The organism is Lentzea fradiae, assembly GCF_900100955.1.
In the GTDB taxonomy this organism is placed as follows: domain Bacteria; phylum Actinomycetota; class Actinomycetes; order Mycobacteriales; family Pseudonocardiaceae; genus Lentzea; species Lentzea fradiae.
The window spans coordinates 117,386-134,049 of sequence record NZ_FNCC01000011.1; the positions used below are offsets into that span (position 1 = coordinate 117,386).

Consider the following 16,664-nt stretch of genomic DNA (forward strand, 5'->3'; position numbering starts at 1 on the left):
TCAGGCACGCACCTTCGTCTGCCTCGGGTCGAACGCGTCGCGCAGGCCGTCACCGATGAAGTTGACGGCGAGCGAGAGCGACACGAGCACGATGAACGGACCCCAGAACAGCCACGGCCGGTTCAGGAACTGCCCGTAGTTCTCGAGCACGATCACGCCGAGCGAGGTGTCGGGAGGCTGGACGCCCAGGCCCAGGAACGACAGCGCCGCCTCGGTGAGGACGGCCGCCGCGATCGCCAGCGTCGCGTTGACCGTGATGCTGCCGATCATGTTCGGCACGAGGTGCTTGAAGATGATCCGCGGCGTCGAGGCACCGCAGGCGCGGGCCGCCTCGACGAACTCGCGCTCGGACAGCGAGAGCGTCTCACCGCGGGTGATGCGGGCGATCTGCATCCAGGCGAACGCGGCGAGCACCAGCGCGACGACGTACCAGCTGCCGGAGAACCCCTTGACGACGATCGCGGCGACCGCGATCTGGGGGATGATCAGCAGCAGGTCGACCAGGCGCATCAGCGCCGTGTCGACGATGCCGCGCAGGTAGCCCGCGAGCGCGCCGAAGGTCACGCCGATGGCGGTGGCGAGCGCGGCCACGATCAGTGCGATCTGCAGCGAGTAGCCGGTGCCGCGCATGAGCAGCGCCAGCATGTCCTTGCCGACCTGGGTGGTGCCGAGCGGGTGCTCGCCGCTCATCGGCAGGTACGACTTGCTGCTCACGTCCTCGTAGTCGTAGGTCCAGACGAACGGGCCGAGGAACGCGAAGAGGATCAGGAAGACGAAGACGCCGAGGCTCACCATCGCGAGCCGGTGGCGCAGGAAGCGCCGCAGGACGAGCTGGCCCTGCGTGCGGGTCTTGGCGGCGTCGAACTCGTGCGAGTCGGGCTGAGGAGCGCTCGCGACCACGCCACCCCCGGACGCCATGTTGATGTCAGCCAAGGCGAATCCTAGGGTCGAGGAAGCCGTACACGACGTCCGCCAGCAGGTTGAACAGCACGACCAGGGTGGCCGTGACGGCCAGCCAGCCCATCAGCATGGGCGGGTCGAACTGCCGCACGGAGTTGACGAGCAGCGTACCCATGCCGGACCAGCCGAAGACGGTCTCGGTGATGATCGCGCCGGACAGCACGGCGCCGAAGTTCAGCGAGAACAGCGTGGAGACAGGGATGAGGGCGTTGCGGAACGCGTGCTTGAAGATCACGCGGCTCTGCGAGATGCCCTTCGCCCTGGCGGTCCGCACGAAGTCGGAGTGCAGGATCTCGAGCATCGACGCGCGCTCGAACCGGCTGTAGGCCGCGAAGCTGATCAGCATCAGCGCGACGGTCGGCAGCAGGAACGTGCCGGTGTACTTGAAGATGACCTCGCCGAAGCTGCCGCTGAAGCCACCGGGCCGGGGGCCCGCGGTGGTGAGCCAGCGGTCCAGGCCCATCGACTCCAGGACGTTGTTGAACTGGATGCCGTAGTTCTTCACGATGACCGCGACGCAGAAGATCGGCATCGAGAACATCAGGAACGCGGTGCTGGTGGCGAGGTAGTCGAAGATCGAGTACTGGCGCACGGCGGCGAGCACGCCGACCGAGACGCCCAGCGTCAGAGCGAGGAGCTCGGCGCCGATGACGAGACGCCCGGTGGTCCACAGCGCGTCGGTGACGGCCGGGAAGACAGCTGTCTTGGCCTGGCCGAGGGCGATGCTCTGCCCCCAGTCGCCGGTCAGGAAGTCGGTGAGCCAGTCCCAGTAGCGCAGGGGGATCGGCTTGTCGAGGCCCAGGGAGATCTCCGCGGCCTTGATGTCGGCCTCGGTGACGCCGGGCCGGAACCGCATGTCAGCCAGGGGGTTGCCGGCTTTGGAGACGAGGTAGTAACAGGCGAAGCTGCCGATCAGCAGGATGGGTATGGAGATCAGCAGGCGCCGGATGATGTAGCGAATCACGGGCGGGCTCCTAGGGAACAACCCGGCCCGGGCGGGGCCGGACTCGTGGTCCGGCCCCGCCCGGGTTCAGGCGTTGCGCACTTCAGCTATGGCGATTACTTGGTCTGCCACTCGTTGGCGTTCCACAGCGCGCCGTAGTAGCTCTGGAAGTACACCCGGTCCAGGCCCTTGAAGGCCCACATGTTCGGCATCTGGAACAGCGGCAGCGACGCGTACGCGCCGGCCAGCGCCTCGTCGGCCTCGGCCCAGTACTTGAGCGAGTCGGAGATCGCGGTCTGCGAGACGGCCTGCTTCATGGCCTCGTCGGCCTTCGGCACCGTCAGGTTCTGCCAGTTCTGGCCACCGCCGGTCTCGTAGATCGACTTCTTGCTGCCCTTGAACGGCGAGCCGGACCACGCGAAGAGCGCGACGTCGTAGTCACCGTCGGAGACGCGCTGGTCGAGGAAGTTCGGGTCGGTGTCGTCCTTGACCTCGATGCCGGCTTCCTTGCACTGGCCCTGGATCAGCTCGACGGTCTGCTTGCGGCGCGGGATGTCGGTGTGGCTGATCCGGAAGGAGGCGCGGACGCCGTCCTTCGCGAACACGCCGTCGGCACCCTGCGTCCAGCCCGCCTCGGTGAGGATCTTCTTGGACTCGGCCGCGTCGCCCTTGGCCTTCTCGCCGTAGACGTCCTTGTAGCCCTCGTCGGTCGGGAAGAAGACCAGGCTGCCCATCGGCTTCGCGTCCGACTGCACCTCGGAGATCAGCTTGTCGATGATGTCCTGGCGCTTGATGCACATGAAGAACGCCTTGCGGATTTCTTCCTTCGACAGCACCGGGTGGCTCATCTGGATGTCCAGGTGCTCGAACGACAGGCCGGGGCCCGCGCCGAAGGTGACGCCCTGGGCGCTCAGGCTCTTGAGCTTGGTCGCCGCGTTGGCGTCCGGCTGCGCGAAGGAGTTGACGGCGAGCTCACCGTTCTCCAGCGCCTGCGCCTGCGCGACGGGGTCCGGGATCGCCTTCAGGATGATCTTGGCGGGACCACCGGGCTTGCCGACCCACTTGGGGTTGCGCTCGAGGGTCACCGACTGGTTCGGCTCGAAGCCGGTCAGCACGTAGGAGCCCGCACCGGGCATGAGCTCCTTGGTGAAGCCGTTCCACTTCTCGTTCCAGAAGTCGGCGGCCTTCTGGATCTCCGCCGGGTCGCTGTCCTTGGACAGCTTGGTGATGTCGGCGATGCCGGCGTTCTTCTCGAGGATGTGCGCCGGGAGGACGTCGCTGTTGAACATGTCCTCGTAGTCCGGGTACGGAGCGGTGAACGTGCCGACGAACGTCTGGTCGTCCTTGCACTCACCGGTCATCAGGTTGTACCCGGTCGTACCGGCGGCCTTGAAGAACTTGCCGCCGTCGGCCTTCTTGGCCGAGTCGCTCTGCGTGAACCACGCCATGTAGAAGTCGTCGCAGTCCCACGCTTCGCCGTCGGACCAGCTGACGCCCTTCTTGAGCTTCCACTCGACGACCTGGGGGTCCTTCGAGGTGACCTCGACACCCTCCATGACGTCCTTGTTCAGGATGACCTTGTTGTTGCCGTTCAGCAGGTGCGCACCAGGCTGCACGAGCGTCAACGCGAACGTGTTGTAGGACTGGTTGGCGTCCTCGGTCGCGTTGTTGTACGAGGTGAACGGCTTGTCGGTCGACACGACGACCTGGTCGCTCTGCTTCGTCTCCGGTGCGGTGTAGCCGTCCGCGGACTCACCGCGGGCGGTCGCCATCTCCGCGATGGAGGCGTCTCCCCCATCGGCGTCGCTCGTTCCGCCGCCACCACCGCAGGCACCCAGCACGAGAGACGCGCTGGCGACCAGCGCGATCGCCGGAATGGCTTTGGTTCTCCTCATCGACACGTGCCCTCCTAGCACTGGGCGGCCGTGGCCAGGTCGGCCGGCACGCCCATAACCGTGATGTGCCATACGCGCCCCGAACCGGCACATCGTGGGCAGCACCGTAGAAACCCGTTGAGGGGGCGGTCACTACCTGAGAGGGTGATCGTGACCCAATGGAAACGAGTTGTAGCAGGCCGCAATGGCCCGATTACCGGGCGCCAGCGTTCGTTGACCGGGCGAGAAGAATTCTGTCAACAACAGCGGCCGAAAGTAGCAACGCCCAAACGGTCCGCGCAACGGCTTTCTCACCCGTTGGCTACTTGTCCAGACGCCGCCATTCGGGCGCTCCGCTGAGCACGCCCGCCAGGGGTGCCCCGGCGTCGACTCCCGAAACCTCCGAGGGCAGAACGGCGAGCAGATCGACCACCTGGAACAGCGGCACGGCGACCGCCTGGGCCGCGATCAGCGGCTCGATCCTGGCCAGCGCGTCGGCCAGCAGGACCTTCCCGTTCAGCGCGGCCTCGACGTCCGCCTGGATCGCCGGGTCGCAGAACCCGGCCGCGTTCGCCGGGGCGGGCGTCGCGCCGTCCGGGGCGTCATCGGTGCAGCCGTAGGCGCTCGCGAGCCCGGCGGCCGAGTCGCCCGCGTCCACTCTGGGCACGACCGCGATGTCCACGTCGGACTCGGTGAGCTGCTTGCCGAACAGGTCCTCGGCGTTCGGCGTGACCACCTCGGAGTCGATGCCGCGTTCCGCGAGCTGCGTCCTCACCCGGTTCGCGAGGGTCACGTACGGCTCGACCTTCTCCGGCGCGGCGATGCGCAGCTTGAGCGCCTTGCCGCCCTTCTGCCACACGCCCTCGGTCCTCGCGTAGCCCGCCTCGGTGAGCAGGTGCTCGCTGGCGGCCGGGTCGAGCGTGTTGCCCGTGATCGTCGCCCGGTACCCGGCGCGGCTGGGCGGCACCACGTAGGAGTCGGCGCGGAACTGCGCGCTGGGCCCGCTCTGCGTGCCGGCCGCGATGAGCGCGTCCCGGTCGAGCGCGGCCACGACCGCCTTGCGGGTGGTGACGTCGGCGAGCTGCCTGCTCGCGGGCCGCAGCAGCACCTGCGCCACCTCGTTGCGCGGCACGGGCTTCGTCGTGAGGCCCTCGACGGTGCCCATCAGGTTGACGTCCGCGGCGTCGGCGCGCAGCAGCACGGCCTGGTTGTCCCCTTTGGACAGCGACTCGGCCATCGCGCTGTGCGTGGCCCTGCGGATGACGACCCGGTCGAGCGTGGTCGGCACCTCCCAGTACCGGTCGCTGCGCTCCAGGACGACCTCGCCGCGCGGCTCGTCGAGGCTGCGCACCTGGAACGGTCCCGCGGTGGCGGGGAAGCCGGTGGCGAGCACGTTCGACCAGGTGCCGGGCGCGTCCTTGAGCAGGTGCGCCGGCAGCAGGTTCGCGAAGAGGCTCCGCCAGCCGGGGAACGGCTTGCCGAACTCGACCTCGACGACCTTGCCGCCCTCGCGGGCGCTGATGTTGTTGATCAGCCGGTAACCTGCCGGATCCACAACGCCGGGCTCGGTGCGCATACGCTGCCAGAGGTAGTAGAAGTCCTCGGCCGCGATCGGCGCGCTGTCCGACCAGCTGGCGTCCTTGCGGATGGTGTAGGTGACGGTGAACGGCTCCGCCTCGGTGACCTTGGCGCTGACCATGAGGTTCCGGTCGAGCTGCGGCGTGCCGTCGCCGCCCGCGCGGAAGACCGAGGGCAGCAGCAGCGAGCCGAGCGCCGTCGTGATGGGGCTCTGCGCCGCGAGCGTGTGCGGGTTGTAGCCGCCCGCCACGTCGTCCACGCCGACGACGACCTCGGTGACCTTCGGTCCCGTCGTGGTGATGACGGGCGCCTCGGAGGCGGGGACCAGCGGCGGGGGCGGGGCGTTCGTGCACGCCGCGGCGGCGCCGCAGAGGACGGCGGCGGCCAGCAGTCCCCCAAGTCGCCTCATGGTCCTCACATTGCCAGAACGGTCGTGGTGGCGTTCGGGCAACCCAGGTTTTGTCACCCGCACCACTACGTCGGACGTGTGGTGCCGTGCCGGGGTTGCTCATCCAGTGAGTAGTACGGCTCACCTGGTCGAGTGGTTCGGCGTGAGGATCGGCTGATTCCACGAGGGTGAAACACCCACCGCGAGGTGGTTCGCCGTCTCACCTCGCCCGAAAGTCCCCGGCACGACGAAGGGCGGCCGGGCCGTCGGCCCGGCCGCCCTCCTCAGGCGTTTCGTCGGATCAGCCGCGCTGCTTGAGCCGCGAGCGCTCGCGGCCGCGCAGGTTGGCGTCCAGCGTGACCTTGCGGACGCGGATGACCTCCGGGGCCACCTCCACGCACTCGTCGGACGCGCAGAACTCCAGCGCCTCCTCCAGCGAGAGCTTGCGGGGGCGGGCCAGCGTCTCCATCACGTCGGCCGTGGAGGAGCGCATGTTCGTGAGCTTCTTCTCGCGGGTGATGTTGACGTCGAGGTCCTCGGCGCGCGGGTTCTCGCCCACGACCATGCCCTCGTACGCGTCGGCGCCCGGCTCGACGAAGAACGTGCCGCGGTCGGCCAGCTGGATCATCGCGTAGGCGGTGATGGAGCCGGTGCGGTCGGCGACCAGCGAGCCGTTGTGGCGGGTGCGGATCTCGCCCGCCCACGGGCCGTAGCCCTCGGAGACGGCGTTCGCGATGCCGGTGCCGCGGGTCTCGGTGAGGAACTCCGTGCGGAAGCCGATCAGGCCGCGCGACGGGACCACGTAGTCGAGCTTGATGCGGCCGGTGCCGTGGCCCGACATGTTCTCCATGCGGCCCTTGCGGTTCGCCAGCAGCTGCGTGACGGCGCCCAGGTGCTCCTCTGGGCAGTCGACGGACAGGCGCTCGAACGGCTCGTGGACCTTGCCGTCGACCACGTGCGTGACGACCTGGGGCTTGCCCACGGTCAGCTCGAAGCCCTCGCGGCGCATCTGCTCGACCAGGATGGCGAGCGCCAGCTCACCGCGGCCCTGCACCTCCCAGGTGTCCGGGCGCTCGGTCGGCAGGACCTTCACCGACACGTTGCCGACGAGCTCGGCGTCGAGGCGGGCCTTGAGCACGCGGGCGGTGAGCTTGGTGCCGCCGTTGCGACCGGCCAGCGGCGAGGTGTTCACACCGACGGTCATCGAGATGGCCGGCTGGTCGACCGTGATCCGCGGCAGCGCCTCGGGGTTCTCGGCGTCCGCCAGCGTGTCGCCGATGGTGATGTCCGGGATGCCGGCGATGGCGACCAGGTCACCCGCGCGGGCGAGCTCGGCCGGCTGGCGGTCGAGGGCCTCGGTGATCAGCAGCTCGGTGATGCGGACCTTGACGGGCTCGCCGTTCTCGCGGCACCACGCCACGGTCTCGCCCTTGCGCAGCGTGCCCCGGTGGATGCGGCACAGCGCGATGCGGCCGAGGAACGTCGAGGCGTCGAGGTTCGTGACCAGCGCCTGGAGCGGGCCGTCGACGTCGACGTGCGGGGCGGGGATGTGCTCGAGCAGCACCTGGAACAGGGTGTCGAGGTTCTCCTCGTCCGGCAGGCCGCCGTCCTCGGGCTGGGTCAGCGAGGCGCGACCGGCGCGGGCGGAGGCGTAGACGACCGGCAGGTCCAGCACGGAGTCGTCCGCGCCGACCTCGGTCGCGAGGTCCAGCAGCAGGTCGTGGGCTTCCTCGACGACCTCGGAGATCCGGGCGTCGGGGCGGTCGACCTTGTTGACCAGCAGGATCACCGGCAGACCGGCGGCCAGGGTCTTGCGCAGCACGAAGCGCGTCTGGGGCAGCGGGCCCTCGGACGCGTCGACCAGCAGGACGACGCCGTCGACCATGGACAGGGCCCGCTCGACCTCACCGCCGAAGTCGGCGTGGCCGGGGGTGTCGACGACGTTGATGATCACGTCGCCGTCCGGCGTGTGCCTGCGCACCGCCGTGTTCTTCGCGAGGATCGTGATGCCCTTCTCGCGCTCCAGCTCGCCCGAGTCCATGACCCGGTCGACGAGCTCGGCACGCGCGGAGAAGGCGCCGGACTGGCGCAGCATGGCGTCGACCAGGGTGGTCTTGCCGTGGTCGACGTGCGCAACGATCGCGACGTTTCGCAGGTCGGTGCGCGTCTGAAGGGCAGACGCGGTGGCCGTGGGCACGCAGAACTCCTATGAGCTTCGAAGGCGTTGGAGGGGCTCGCGCCGGAACACGTCGATGCGCACAGCCGTTTCGAATACTACCGGCCGGAGCGGCATTACCACACAGGTGTGCCCAGTGAAGTGAGCCTCACCTACTCTGGTGACAGGTGTCGGAGTGGAGAGCGACCTGTGGCGAAAAAGCTCAAGAAGAAGTGTTGCCGGTCCACGCCCCGATGCAAGCGCTGTCCGGTCCCGTTCCTGCTCAAGGAGCGTGACAAGGCCCGCAAGAAGGCAGCGAAGAAGGCCGCCAAGGCGGCCAAGAAGGCGCAGAAGAGCTCTTGAGCACGACGACCCGCCGGTGCCTGGACACGGCGCCGGGCCTGCTTGAGCTTCACTCGATGGAGCGCGCGCACGTCGATCGGCCCCGTTTCACGTGCGCAAGCTCACGCCGAAATCGCCGGTGCGGAGGCTCCCGCCGACGCGCACGACGCCATCAGGGCCGTCGTCACGGCACCGGGCAACCCGCACACCCGCCTGTCCGGCCTTCCCCGGCATCCAGCGCCGGAACGTCAGTGCTGGAGAACGGCTTCGTTCAGCTTCACCAGCTCCGGCGCCGTCCGGGTCGCCTCGAACTCGCAGATCTCGTACGTCACGAGCTTCTGCACGGCCCACGGGTCCGTGGCGAGCAGCGCCTCGAGCTTGCCCCTGGGCATGGGCCGCGTGATGATCACACCTCCCGTCCTCGGCACCTGACGCCCCGAAGCGAGGAAGAGACCCCGCTCGTACTGCTTCTCGACCCACTCGCGGTGGTCGGGGAGGGCGTAGTCGATCTGTTCCAGCGGCGCGGCGTACTTCAGCAGCACGATGAACATGCTTCGACGGTAGCCCTATACTCGCGAACGTGCGCACGATGAACTCCCGCTGGCAGGCCGCTCTCAGGCGGCCGTGACAGCAGTGCGCTGACGCGAACACAGGCCGCCCGGAAGGGCGGCTTTTCTGTGCGTTCACACCGGGCGGTCTCCACTCGAAGGGACCGTTCCACCATGATCCGCTTGTCCGCCATCACCCCCTCCGGCCAGGTCCACCTGGGCAACTACCTCGGCGCCCTGCGGACGTGGGCGCGTGAGGGCACCGCGGAGGACGTGTACTTCATCAGCGACCTGCACGCGATGACGTCCTCGCACAACCCGCAACGGCTGCGATCACTGACGCGCGAACAGCTCGCGGTGCTCGTCGCGGCCGGCATCGACCCCGCCAGCGTGTGCGTGCAGAGCGACCTGATCCGGGAGCTGGGAGCGCTCAACTGGGTGCTGGAGTGCACCTGCACCTACGGCGAGGCCGCGCGCATGATCCAGTTCAAGGAGAAGTCGCTCGGCCGCGACTCGGTGCGGCTCAGCCTGCTCACCTACCCGGTGCTGATGGCGGCGGACATCCTGTTGCAGGGCACCGCCGAGGTCCCGGTCGGCGAGGACCAGCTGCAGCACGTCGAGCTGGCCAGAGCTCTCGCCCGGCGGTTCAACCACGCCTACGGCGAGGCGTTCATCGTGCCGGCGGCGGTGGTGCCGAAGGTCGGTGCGCGGATCAAGGACCTGTCGGACCCGGCGCGGAAGATGGACAAGTCCGCACAGAGCTCCGCCGGTGTCGTGTTCGTGCTCGACGACCCCGATCTGGTGCGGCGCAAGGTGAAGCGGGCCGTCTCGTCGACGGAGGGCATCACGAACCTGACCGAGATCCTCTCCTCCTGCACCGGCAAGGAGCCGGAGGACTACGCGGGGCGGTTCGCCGAGCTGAAGAACGACGTGGCGGACGCCGTGGTCGAGGAGCTGCGCCCGGTGCGCGCCCGCACGCTGGAGCTGCTCGCCGACCCGGCCGAGCTGGACCGCATTCGCACGGCGGGCGCGGACCGGGCGCGCGAGCGGGCGCGGCACCGGCTGGCGGGGGCGTTGCGCCTGGCCGGGCTCAGCTGAGGAGCTCCTGAAGGGCGGGCACCAGCACCCGGTCCGCCGGCAGCCAGTCCACACCGGGCAGCTCGGCGGCGGTGAGCCACCGGACGGCGTTGTGCTCCAACGCCTCCGGCTCACCGCCGCCGAGCTGTGCCGCGAAGATCCGCAGCACCAGCTCACCTCGCAACGGCACGTCCGGCCCGACCTGGTCGCCGACCACGACGGAAACGCCCAGCTCCTCGACGCACTCGCGGGCGAGCGCCTCCTCCGGCCGTTCGCCGGACTCGACCCGTCCGCCCGGCAGTTCCCACTGCCCCGCATGGCTTTCCGGATAGGAGCGCTGCTGCGCGAGCAACCGTCCATCCCGGACGATCGCGGCACCGACGACCACCTCGCCGTCCCGCAGCTCCGCGCACCGCGCGGCGAGCAGCTCCGACCGCTTCCGCAGCACCCGCAACGCGATCGACCGCGCGACGGTGACGTCCGCGAACCGCCCGACGACCCCGCGCACGGTCTTCCAGCCGACCCGGTCGACCACCAGCGTCCCGGCCGCGGTGACGACGAGGTCCGTGTGCAGCTCCAGGAAGTCCCCCGCGGCCGACAGCCCGGACAGGTCCGCCCGCGTCACCTCCAGCCGCACGCCGAACGGCCCGGTGAGCACGTCCCCGAGCCCCAGCAGCGGCCCCGGGACCTTCACCCCGAACGCGCTGATCAGCGCGGTGTCCAGCAAGGCTCCGGCAACAACGGCAACAGGCGCGTCAACCAGTGCCGACGCTCGCAACTCTGGCACCGGAGTTGCCTACCAGGACGGCCAGCGGATCTCCAAACGCGCACCACCGGCGGGCGACTCGGCGGCCAGCACCGACCCGCCGCGGCGCCGCACGAGGTGCGCCACCAGCGCGAGCCCGAGCCCGAACCCGCCGGAGCTCCGCCCGCGGTCCTCCTCCACCCGGTAGAACCGGTCGAACACCTTGCCGCGGTGCTCGGCGGGAATCCCGTGCCCGTCGTCGTCCACGAGCAACCGCACGTCCCGCCCGACCGGCACGAGCGTCAGCGTGATCGTCGAGTACGCGTACCGCGCCGCGTTCCGCAACAGGTTGTCCAGCACCAGCTCGACCTCGGACCGCGTCGCCGACACCAGACAGGCCGCGGGCGGCGCGTTCAACCGCACCAGCAGCTCCGTGCCCAGCCGCGAGATGGCCGACTCCGCCTCCAGCACCAGGTCCACGGCCTCGGCCCGCGGCGGCGCCCCGGTGTCGGCCCGAGCCAGGATCAGCAACGCGTCCACCAGCGCGCTGAGCCGGATCGACTCCTCGACCACCGACTCCAGCACCTCGATCGAGAAGTCCGGGTCCGGGTGCGCCACCGCCACCTCGGCCTGCGCCCGCACCGAGGCGACCGGCGACCGCAGCTCGTGCGCCGCGTCCCCGGTGAACCGCCGCAACCGGTCGGTTGCCTCGTCCCGCCGCGCCAGCAACCCGTTCAACGCCTCCGCCAACGCGCGCAGCTCGTCCCGCGCGAGAGGCACCGGCAACCGCTCCCCGTGCGGCAGCTCCCCCGCCGCGACCCGCATCCGTTCGACGGGCCGCAACGACGACCGCACCGAAAGCCACGTGGCGATCCCGACCAGCCCGGCCACCAGCACAGCCGCGAACGCCAGCCACCGAGTCCCCAGCGTGTTGGCGTTCTCGTAGCCGAGCAACGTGCTCCCGTACACCTCCAGCCGAGGCGTCCCGTCCTCCGAGAACACGACCCGCCCCCGGAACCGGTGAGCGGACGCCCCCTCCACCCGCAACACCGGCTCCCCGGACCGCAACGCCCGGATGTCTTGAGCGGTCAGCGAAAGCGCGGGCAACCCGTCCACCGGAACCCCGGACACGTCCAGCACCCGGGGCGCCGCCTTGGCCAGCTCCTGGTCCACCGCCGAGATCTGGATCCGCCCGATCAACGCGGGCGCCAGCCCCGTGAACGCGACCAGGCACAACAACGCCACCCCGGTGGCCACCACGGTGATCCGGAACCGCAACGTCCGCCGCAGCCACCAGCGGCGAGGACTCACTTGTTCCCCAACGCACTGTCAAGGTCCGAAGTGGACGCGATGTACCCGTGCCCCCGGATGGTCCGCACGACCTCCCCGGCCCCCACAGCCTCCAGCTTGCGCCGCAAGTACCCGACGTACACCTCGACAGCATTGCGCGTGGCCGCCTGCTCGTCCCCCCAGACAGCCCGCAACAGCTCGTCCTTGGTGACAACAGACCCGGCCCGGGAAGCCAGCACGTCCAGCACCGCGTACTCCCGGGGCGACAGGGACACGTCCTGCCCGTCCCACCGAACCTCACGCAACCCGCGGTCGACAACGAGCTTCCCCAACGTCAACCGCCGCCGAGCCCCACCCCCACGCCGCAACAAAGCCCGGACCTGAGCCACCAGCACCACAAAGCTGAACGGCTTGACCAGATACCCGTCAGCCCCCAGATCCAGCCCGTCGGCCTGGTCGATCTCCCCGTCCTTGGCCGACACCATCAACACAGGCGTCCGAACCCCGTCGGCCCGCATCCGCTGCAACACCCGGTACCCGGACAGCCCGGGCAACATGATGTCCAGCAACACAACGTCGAACGCCCCGGTCAACGCCACCCGCAACGCGGTGGGGCCATCAGCCGCCGTGACGACTTCCATCCCCTCGGCGGCAAGCCCACGCTCCAACGCCCGACGCACGCCGACTTCGTCGTCCACGACCAGCACCCGAGGCTTCACCCCCACAGCATGCCGCCCCACCCACCCCGGCGCCCGCAACCCCTCAGCCGACTCTCAGCGAAGCCGAAGGCGAGGCGGGCCGCCCGCACGGCGACCACCCGCGCGGTGACCCCGTCCAGCCCGCCGAAACGATCACCTCACCCGCCAGACCCGCAGGTAGAACCGGTCTCAGCACCATCTCAGCAACCCACCCCCAAGCTGTAACCACAAGCCCTTGGAGGAGGGGACCAGAAGATGAACAAGCGAAAGGCGTCCCTGGCCGCGGCAGCGGCCGGTGTGGTCGCCGGTGCGGCAGGTCTCAGCCTGCTCGCCATGCCCGCAGGCGCAGGTCAGCCGCCGTCCCTGCCGGACGTCTCCCCGGAGTCGCTGGTCGAGCAGGTGCTCACGAGCAAGCCGGGTGCGTTCGGCGGCACGGTGGAGGTCGACAACCAGCTCGGCCTTCCCGCCATCGCCGAGATCCCGCAGCTCGCGGACGGCAAGCACAGTGCGAGGGTCTGGACGGACGGTGCCGGCAAGGTGCGGCTCGCCCTGCCGAACGGGCAGTCCGAGCAGACCATCGTGAGTGACGGCACGACCACGTGGTCCTGGAACTCCGTGACGAACAAGGTCACGAAGGCCGAGGGCAAGACCGAGCAGCCGGAGGAGGCCAAGGCGATCGACCCGGCCACCGCGGCCAAGGAGATCGTCGGGCTGACGAAGGAGTTCAGCGACATCAGCGTGGACGGCACCGCCCGTGTGGCGAACCGTGCCGCCTACGAGCTCGTGCTGACCCCCAAGGCCAGCGAGAAGACCCTGGTCCGCGAGGTGCGGATCGCGGTGGACTCCGAGCTGAAGATGCCGCTGCGGGTCGCCGTCCTGACGAACGGCACGGCCGAGCCGGCGGGCACCGTCGGGTTCCGGGAGATCAACGTGGGTCCGCAGGACCCGAAGCTGTTCGAGTTCACCCCGCCCGCCAACGCCGAGGTCACCACGCCGGAGGCCGAGAAGGGCGAGCGCGGTGAGCGGCCGGAGGCCGGGTTGGAGCAGGCTCTGCGGGGTGAGAACCCGCAGGTCTTCGGTTCCGGCTGGGACCTGGTCGTCGGGGCGCGGATCCCGGCGGACGCGATGACGCAGGTGCCCGCCGAGGCGCAGGGCCTGGTCGACCGGTTCACGAAGAAGGTCAGCGGCGGCTGGGGCAGCGGTCAGCTGTTCACGACGAAGATCGCGACGGTGCTGATCGCCGACGACGGCCGCGTCGTGGCCGGTGCCGTGCCCGAGCAGGTCCTGTTCGACACGATCGGACAGGTGAAGTGACCACCTCGACCAGCGCGCCGGTGACAGCGCGGAAGAAGGGTGCTGTCGCCGCGCGGACCAGGGGTCTGCGCAAGGAGTACGGGAGCACGGTCGCCGTGGACCGCGTGGACCTGGAGCTGCCGGAGGGGGCCGTGCTCGGCATGCTCGGCCCCAACGGGTCGGGCAAGACGACGACGATCCGGATGCTGCTCGGACTGGTCCGCCCCACGCAGGGGGAGATCGAGCTGCTCGGCAGGCCGCTTCCGGAGGGCGCCGAGCAGTCGCTGCCGCACGTGGGCGCGCTGGTCGAGGGTCCCGGGTTCCACCCGTTCCTGAGCGGGCGGGAGAACCTGGTCCGCTGTGCCGCGTTCGAGCCGCTGCTGCCGAAGAAGCAGATCAAGCAGGCCGTGGAGGACGCGCTCGAACGCGTCGGGCTCGCCCAGGCGGCCCACCGCAGGTACCGGGGGTACTCGCTCGGCATGAAGCAGCGTCTCGGCCTCGCCGCGGCGTTGCTCGTGCCGCGCAAGCTGGTCGTCCTGGACGAGCCGACGAACGGGCTCGACCCGGCGGGCACCCGCGAGATCCGCAGGATCATCGCGGAGCTGCACGAGGCGGGCAGCACCGTCCTCGTCTCCAGCCACCTGCTGAGCGAGGTCGAGGCGACGTGCACGCACGTCGCCGTCCTGCACCGCGGCACCGTCGTCGCCCAGGGCGAGCTGACCGAGCTGTTGCAGGCGGGCGGTTCGGCGCTGCAGGTCGTCACGCCGGACGTGGAGAGCGCGCTCAGCGCGTTGCGGCAGGCGAAGATCTCCGCGCGCCCGCTGAACGAGGGCCTGCGCGTCGAGCTCGCGGGGACGAGCGCGCCGCAGGTGATCGAGACGCTGGTCAAGGCGGGCGTCCAGGTCTTCGAGGCGACCCGCTGGAAGACGGGCCTGGAGGAGCTGTTCGCGCGGCTCACCGAGGCCGAGGAGGCCGAGCGCGGCATGAGCTCGGTGGACACCCTGGACGGGGGCTCGCGATGATCACGCGTCAGTTCGGTTCCGAGGTGCGCTGGATGCTGCGCAGGCCGCGGACGCTCATCGGGTTGCTCGGCCTGGCGCTGGTGCCGATCGTGATCAGCTTCGGCGTCTGGCTGGCCGGAGAGGAGAGCGGTGGTCCCGGGATCGCCGCGATCCTGGGCGGCAACGGCCTGGTCGTGCCGATCTTCACGCTGTTCATGTCGCTCAACCTGCTGCTGCCGCTGGTGGCGTCGATCTGGGCGGCGGACGGCCTCGCGGGCGAGGCGCAGCACGGCACGCTGCGCGGGCTGCTGGTCGCGCCGGTGTCCCGCGTGCGGCTGCTGTTCGTGAAGCTGTTCGGGCTCACCGCGATGTCGTTGCTCGCCGTCACGCTGATGGCGGTCGTCGGGATCATCGCCGGTACGGCGTTCCTCGGCACGGACGGCATGACCACGTTGTCCGGCACCACCTTGGGCACCGGCGAGGGTCTGCTGCGGATCGCGCTGTTCATCGTGCTGGTGACGTTCCAGATGGTGTCGATCGGCGCGGTGGCCCTCGCGGTCAGCGCGACGACGGAGCACCCGCTGGTCGTGCAGGCGGCCACGATGGTCTCGATCATCGTGTTCCAGGTGCTGGGCCAGTTCCCGGCGCTCGACTGGCTGCACCCGTTCCTGATCACGACCGGCTTCCCCGGCCTGATCGACGTGATGCGCGACCCGGTCCCGCTCGACCAGATCTGGGACAGCACCCTGCTCGCAGGCTGCTACCTGCTGATCGGCACGGGCCTGGCCGCGCTACGCCTCATCACGAAGGACAACTGACCCACCGCTCCCCCAGGCCGCACGCGGGGGCCCTTCGTACTGTCACATAGTACGAAGGGCCCCCGCGTGAGGTGGGCGGGAGCGGTGGGCGGGGAGCGGGGGCGGGGAGCGGTGGGCGGGGAGCGGTGGGCGGGGAGCGGTGGGCGGGGAGCGGTGGGCGGGGAGCGGTGGGCAGGGAGCGGTGGGCGGGGGCGGTCAGCGGCGGAAGCCGCCCTCGCTGTTGATCACCTGGCCGGTGATCCACGCGGCGTCGGGGGTGCAGAGCCAGGAGATCAGCCGGGCGGCGTCGTCCGGCCGGCCCCAGCGCTTCAGCGGCATCCGCTCGTGCACGAAGTCCGTCAGCTCCGGCCCGGCCCACCCGGTGTCGGTCGGGCCGGGGTTCACCGCGTTGACGGTGATGCCCCGGTCCGCGAGCTCGTGGGAGAGCGTCCCGACCACGGCGTGCAGTGCGCCCTTCGACGCCGCGTAGGCGATCTCGCCGGGCATCGGCCCGAGGTTCTGCCCGGACGTCAGGAACACGATCCGTCCGCCGTCCGGCCTGCTCCACTGCCTGGCAAACGCTTGCGCCAGCAGGATCGACGACCGCGCGTTCACCGCGTAGTGCCCGTCGAGCATCGCGGCGTCCAGCGAGCCCAGCGGCCCGTCTCCGCCCGACCGCGCGTGGTTGCACACCAGCACGTCGACCCGCCCGAACGCCTCGACCGCCGCGGCCATCAGCCGGTCCGGCGCGTCGGCCTCGGCCAGGTCCACGCCCAGCCCGCGAGCACCGAGCTCCGCCAGCACCTCGTCGACGTCGTCCGCGCCCCACGGCTGCGACGCGTCGTGCGCGGCGTGGTGCTGCACGAACAGCTCCGCGCCCAGCCCCGCGAGCCGGGACGCGATGGCGTAGCCGATCCCCTGCCGCCTGCTCACACCCGTGACCAGCGCGACCCGTCCGTCGAGTTGTCCCATGCC

15 protein-coding genes are annotated in these 16,664 nt (G+C 70.1%); 5 read left to right on the forward strand and 10 right to left on the reverse strand.

Features of this window, described 5'->3' with window-relative positions; genetic code table 11:
* The 5 genes from BLT23_RS26085 to typA form a co-directional block, all read right to left on the reverse strand.
* On the reverse strand, nucleotides 1-933 hold the full coding sequence (locus BLT23_RS26085) for an ABC transporter permease (RefSeq protein WP_245744178.1): 933 nt from the start codon (nucleotides 931-933) through the stop codon (nucleotides 1-3).
* Nucleotides 926-1,924 carry an ABC transporter permease gene (locus BLT23_RS26090; RefSeq protein ID WP_090053327.1) on the reverse strand — a complete coding sequence of 333 codons (999 nt, stop codon included), beginning with the start codon at nucleotides 1,922-1,924 and terminating at the stop codon, nucleotides 926-928. Before BLT23_RS26090 ends, BLT23_RS26085 begins: the two co-directional genes overlap by 8 nt.
* A gap of 95 nt (nucleotides 1,925-2,019) precedes the next feature.
* Nucleotides 2,020-3,798 carry an ABC transporter family substrate-binding protein gene (locus BLT23_RS26095; RefSeq protein WP_090053828.1) on the reverse strand — a complete coding sequence of 593 codons (1,779 nt, stop codon included), beginning with the start codon at nucleotides 3,796-3,798 and terminating at the stop codon, nucleotides 2,020-2,022.
* Between the two features lie 301 nt (nucleotides 3,799-4,099).
* On the reverse strand, nucleotides 4,100-5,764 hold the full coding sequence (locus BLT23_RS26100; protein ID WP_090053330.1) for an ABC transporter family substrate-binding protein: 1,665 nt from the start codon (nucleotides 5,762-5,764) through the stop codon (nucleotides 4,100-4,102).
* A 280-nt stretch (nucleotides 5,765-6,044) separates the two neighbouring features.
* Nucleotides 6,045-7,940, reverse strand: coding sequence for a translational GTPase TypA (gene typA / locus BLT23_RS26105; protein ID WP_090053333.1), 1,896 nt, complete (start codon nucleotides 7,938-7,940; stop codon nucleotides 6,045-6,047).
* Between the two features lie 168 nt (nucleotides 7,941-8,108).
* On the opposite strand from typA, the gene BLT23_RS40185 reads away from it, so the two are divergent.
* Nucleotides 8,109-8,261 carry a hypothetical protein gene (locus BLT23_RS40185; RefSeq protein WP_218133908.1) on the forward strand — a complete coding sequence of 51 codons (153 nt, stop codon included), beginning with the start codon at nucleotides 8,109-8,111 and terminating at the stop codon, nucleotides 8,259-8,261.
* A gap of 227 nt (nucleotides 8,262-8,488) precedes the next feature.
* On the opposite strand, the gene BLT23_RS26110 is transcribed toward BLT23_RS40185, so the two are convergent.
* A complete protein-coding gene (locus tag BLT23_RS26110) occupies nucleotides 8,489-8,791 on the reverse strand; it encodes a YciI family protein (RefSeq protein ID WP_090053336.1) in 303 nt (100 codons plus the stop codon).
* Nucleotides 8,792-8,962: 171 nt separating this feature from the next.
* Between BLT23_RS26110 and trpS the strand changes: the two genes are divergently transcribed.
* Nucleotides 8,963-9,886, forward strand: a complete 924-nt coding sequence (trpS, locus tag BLT23_RS26115) for a tryptophan--tRNA ligase (RefSeq protein ID WP_090053340.1) — start codon at nucleotides 8,963-8,965, stop codon at nucleotides 9,884-9,886.
* On the opposite strand, the gene BLT23_RS40975 is transcribed toward trpS, so the two are convergent.
* The 3 genes from BLT23_RS40975 to BLT23_RS26130 are packed head-to-tail and all read right to left on the reverse strand — an operon-like array spanning nucleotide 9,879 to nucleotide 12,607.
* Entirely contained in the window at nucleotides 9,879-10,652 is a 774-nt protein-coding gene (locus tag BLT23_RS40975; protein ID WP_176946930.1) for a (deoxy)nucleoside triphosphate pyrophosphohydrolase, read from the reverse strand. The two genes, trpS and BLT23_RS40975, sit on opposite strands and share 8 nt — an antisense overlap.
* Before the next feature lie 9 nt (nucleotides 10,653-10,661).
* On the reverse strand, nucleotides 10,662-11,921 hold the full coding sequence (locus BLT23_RS26125) for a sensor histidine kinase (RefSeq protein WP_090053343.1): 1,260 nt from the start codon (nucleotides 11,919-11,921) through the stop codon (nucleotides 10,662-10,664).
* Nucleotides 11,918-12,607 carry a response regulator transcription factor gene (locus BLT23_RS26130; RefSeq protein WP_090053345.1) on the reverse strand — a complete coding sequence of 230 codons (690 nt, stop codon included), beginning with the start codon at nucleotides 12,605-12,607 and terminating at the stop codon, nucleotides 11,918-11,920. The genes BLT23_RS26125 and BLT23_RS26130 overlap by 4 nt, the downstream gene beginning before the upstream one ends.
* 246 nt (nucleotides 12,608-12,853) lie before the next feature.
* On the opposite strand from BLT23_RS26130, the gene BLT23_RS26135 reads away from it, so the two are divergent.
* From BLT23_RS26135 to BLT23_RS26145, 3 genes are read left to right on the forward strand one after another with little or no spacing between them, the layout of a single operon-like run.
* The gene (locus tag BLT23_RS26135) at nucleotides 12,854-13,912 is read left to right on the forward strand and encodes a LolA family protein (RefSeq protein ID WP_090053348.1); all 1,059 of its coding nucleotides are present in this window, start codon (nucleotides 12,854-12,856) and stop codon (nucleotides 13,910-13,912) included.
* Complete coding sequence (locus BLT23_RS26140) at nucleotides 13,909-14,913, forward strand: ABC transporter ATP-binding protein (protein WP_090053350.1); 1,005 nt, start codon at nucleotides 13,909-13,911, stop codon at nucleotides 14,911-14,913. Before BLT23_RS26135 ends, BLT23_RS26140 begins: the two co-directional genes overlap by 4 nt.
* Nucleotides 14,910-15,710, forward strand: coding sequence for an ABC transporter permease (locus tag BLT23_RS26145; protein WP_090053352.1), 801 nt, complete (start codon nucleotides 14,910-14,912; stop codon nucleotides 15,708-15,710). The genes BLT23_RS26140 and BLT23_RS26145 overlap by 4 nt, the downstream gene beginning before the upstream one ends.
* A 195-nt stretch (nucleotides 15,711-15,905) precedes the next feature.
* Here BLT23_RS26145 and BLT23_RS26150 read toward each other — a convergent pair whose 3' ends face one another.
* Nucleotides 15,906-16,661, reverse strand: a complete 756-nt coding sequence (locus tag BLT23_RS26150; protein WP_425434412.1) for an SDR family oxidoreductase — start codon at nucleotides 16,659-16,661, stop codon at nucleotides 15,906-15,908.
* Nucleotides 16,662-16,664: the final 3 nt, after the last annotated feature.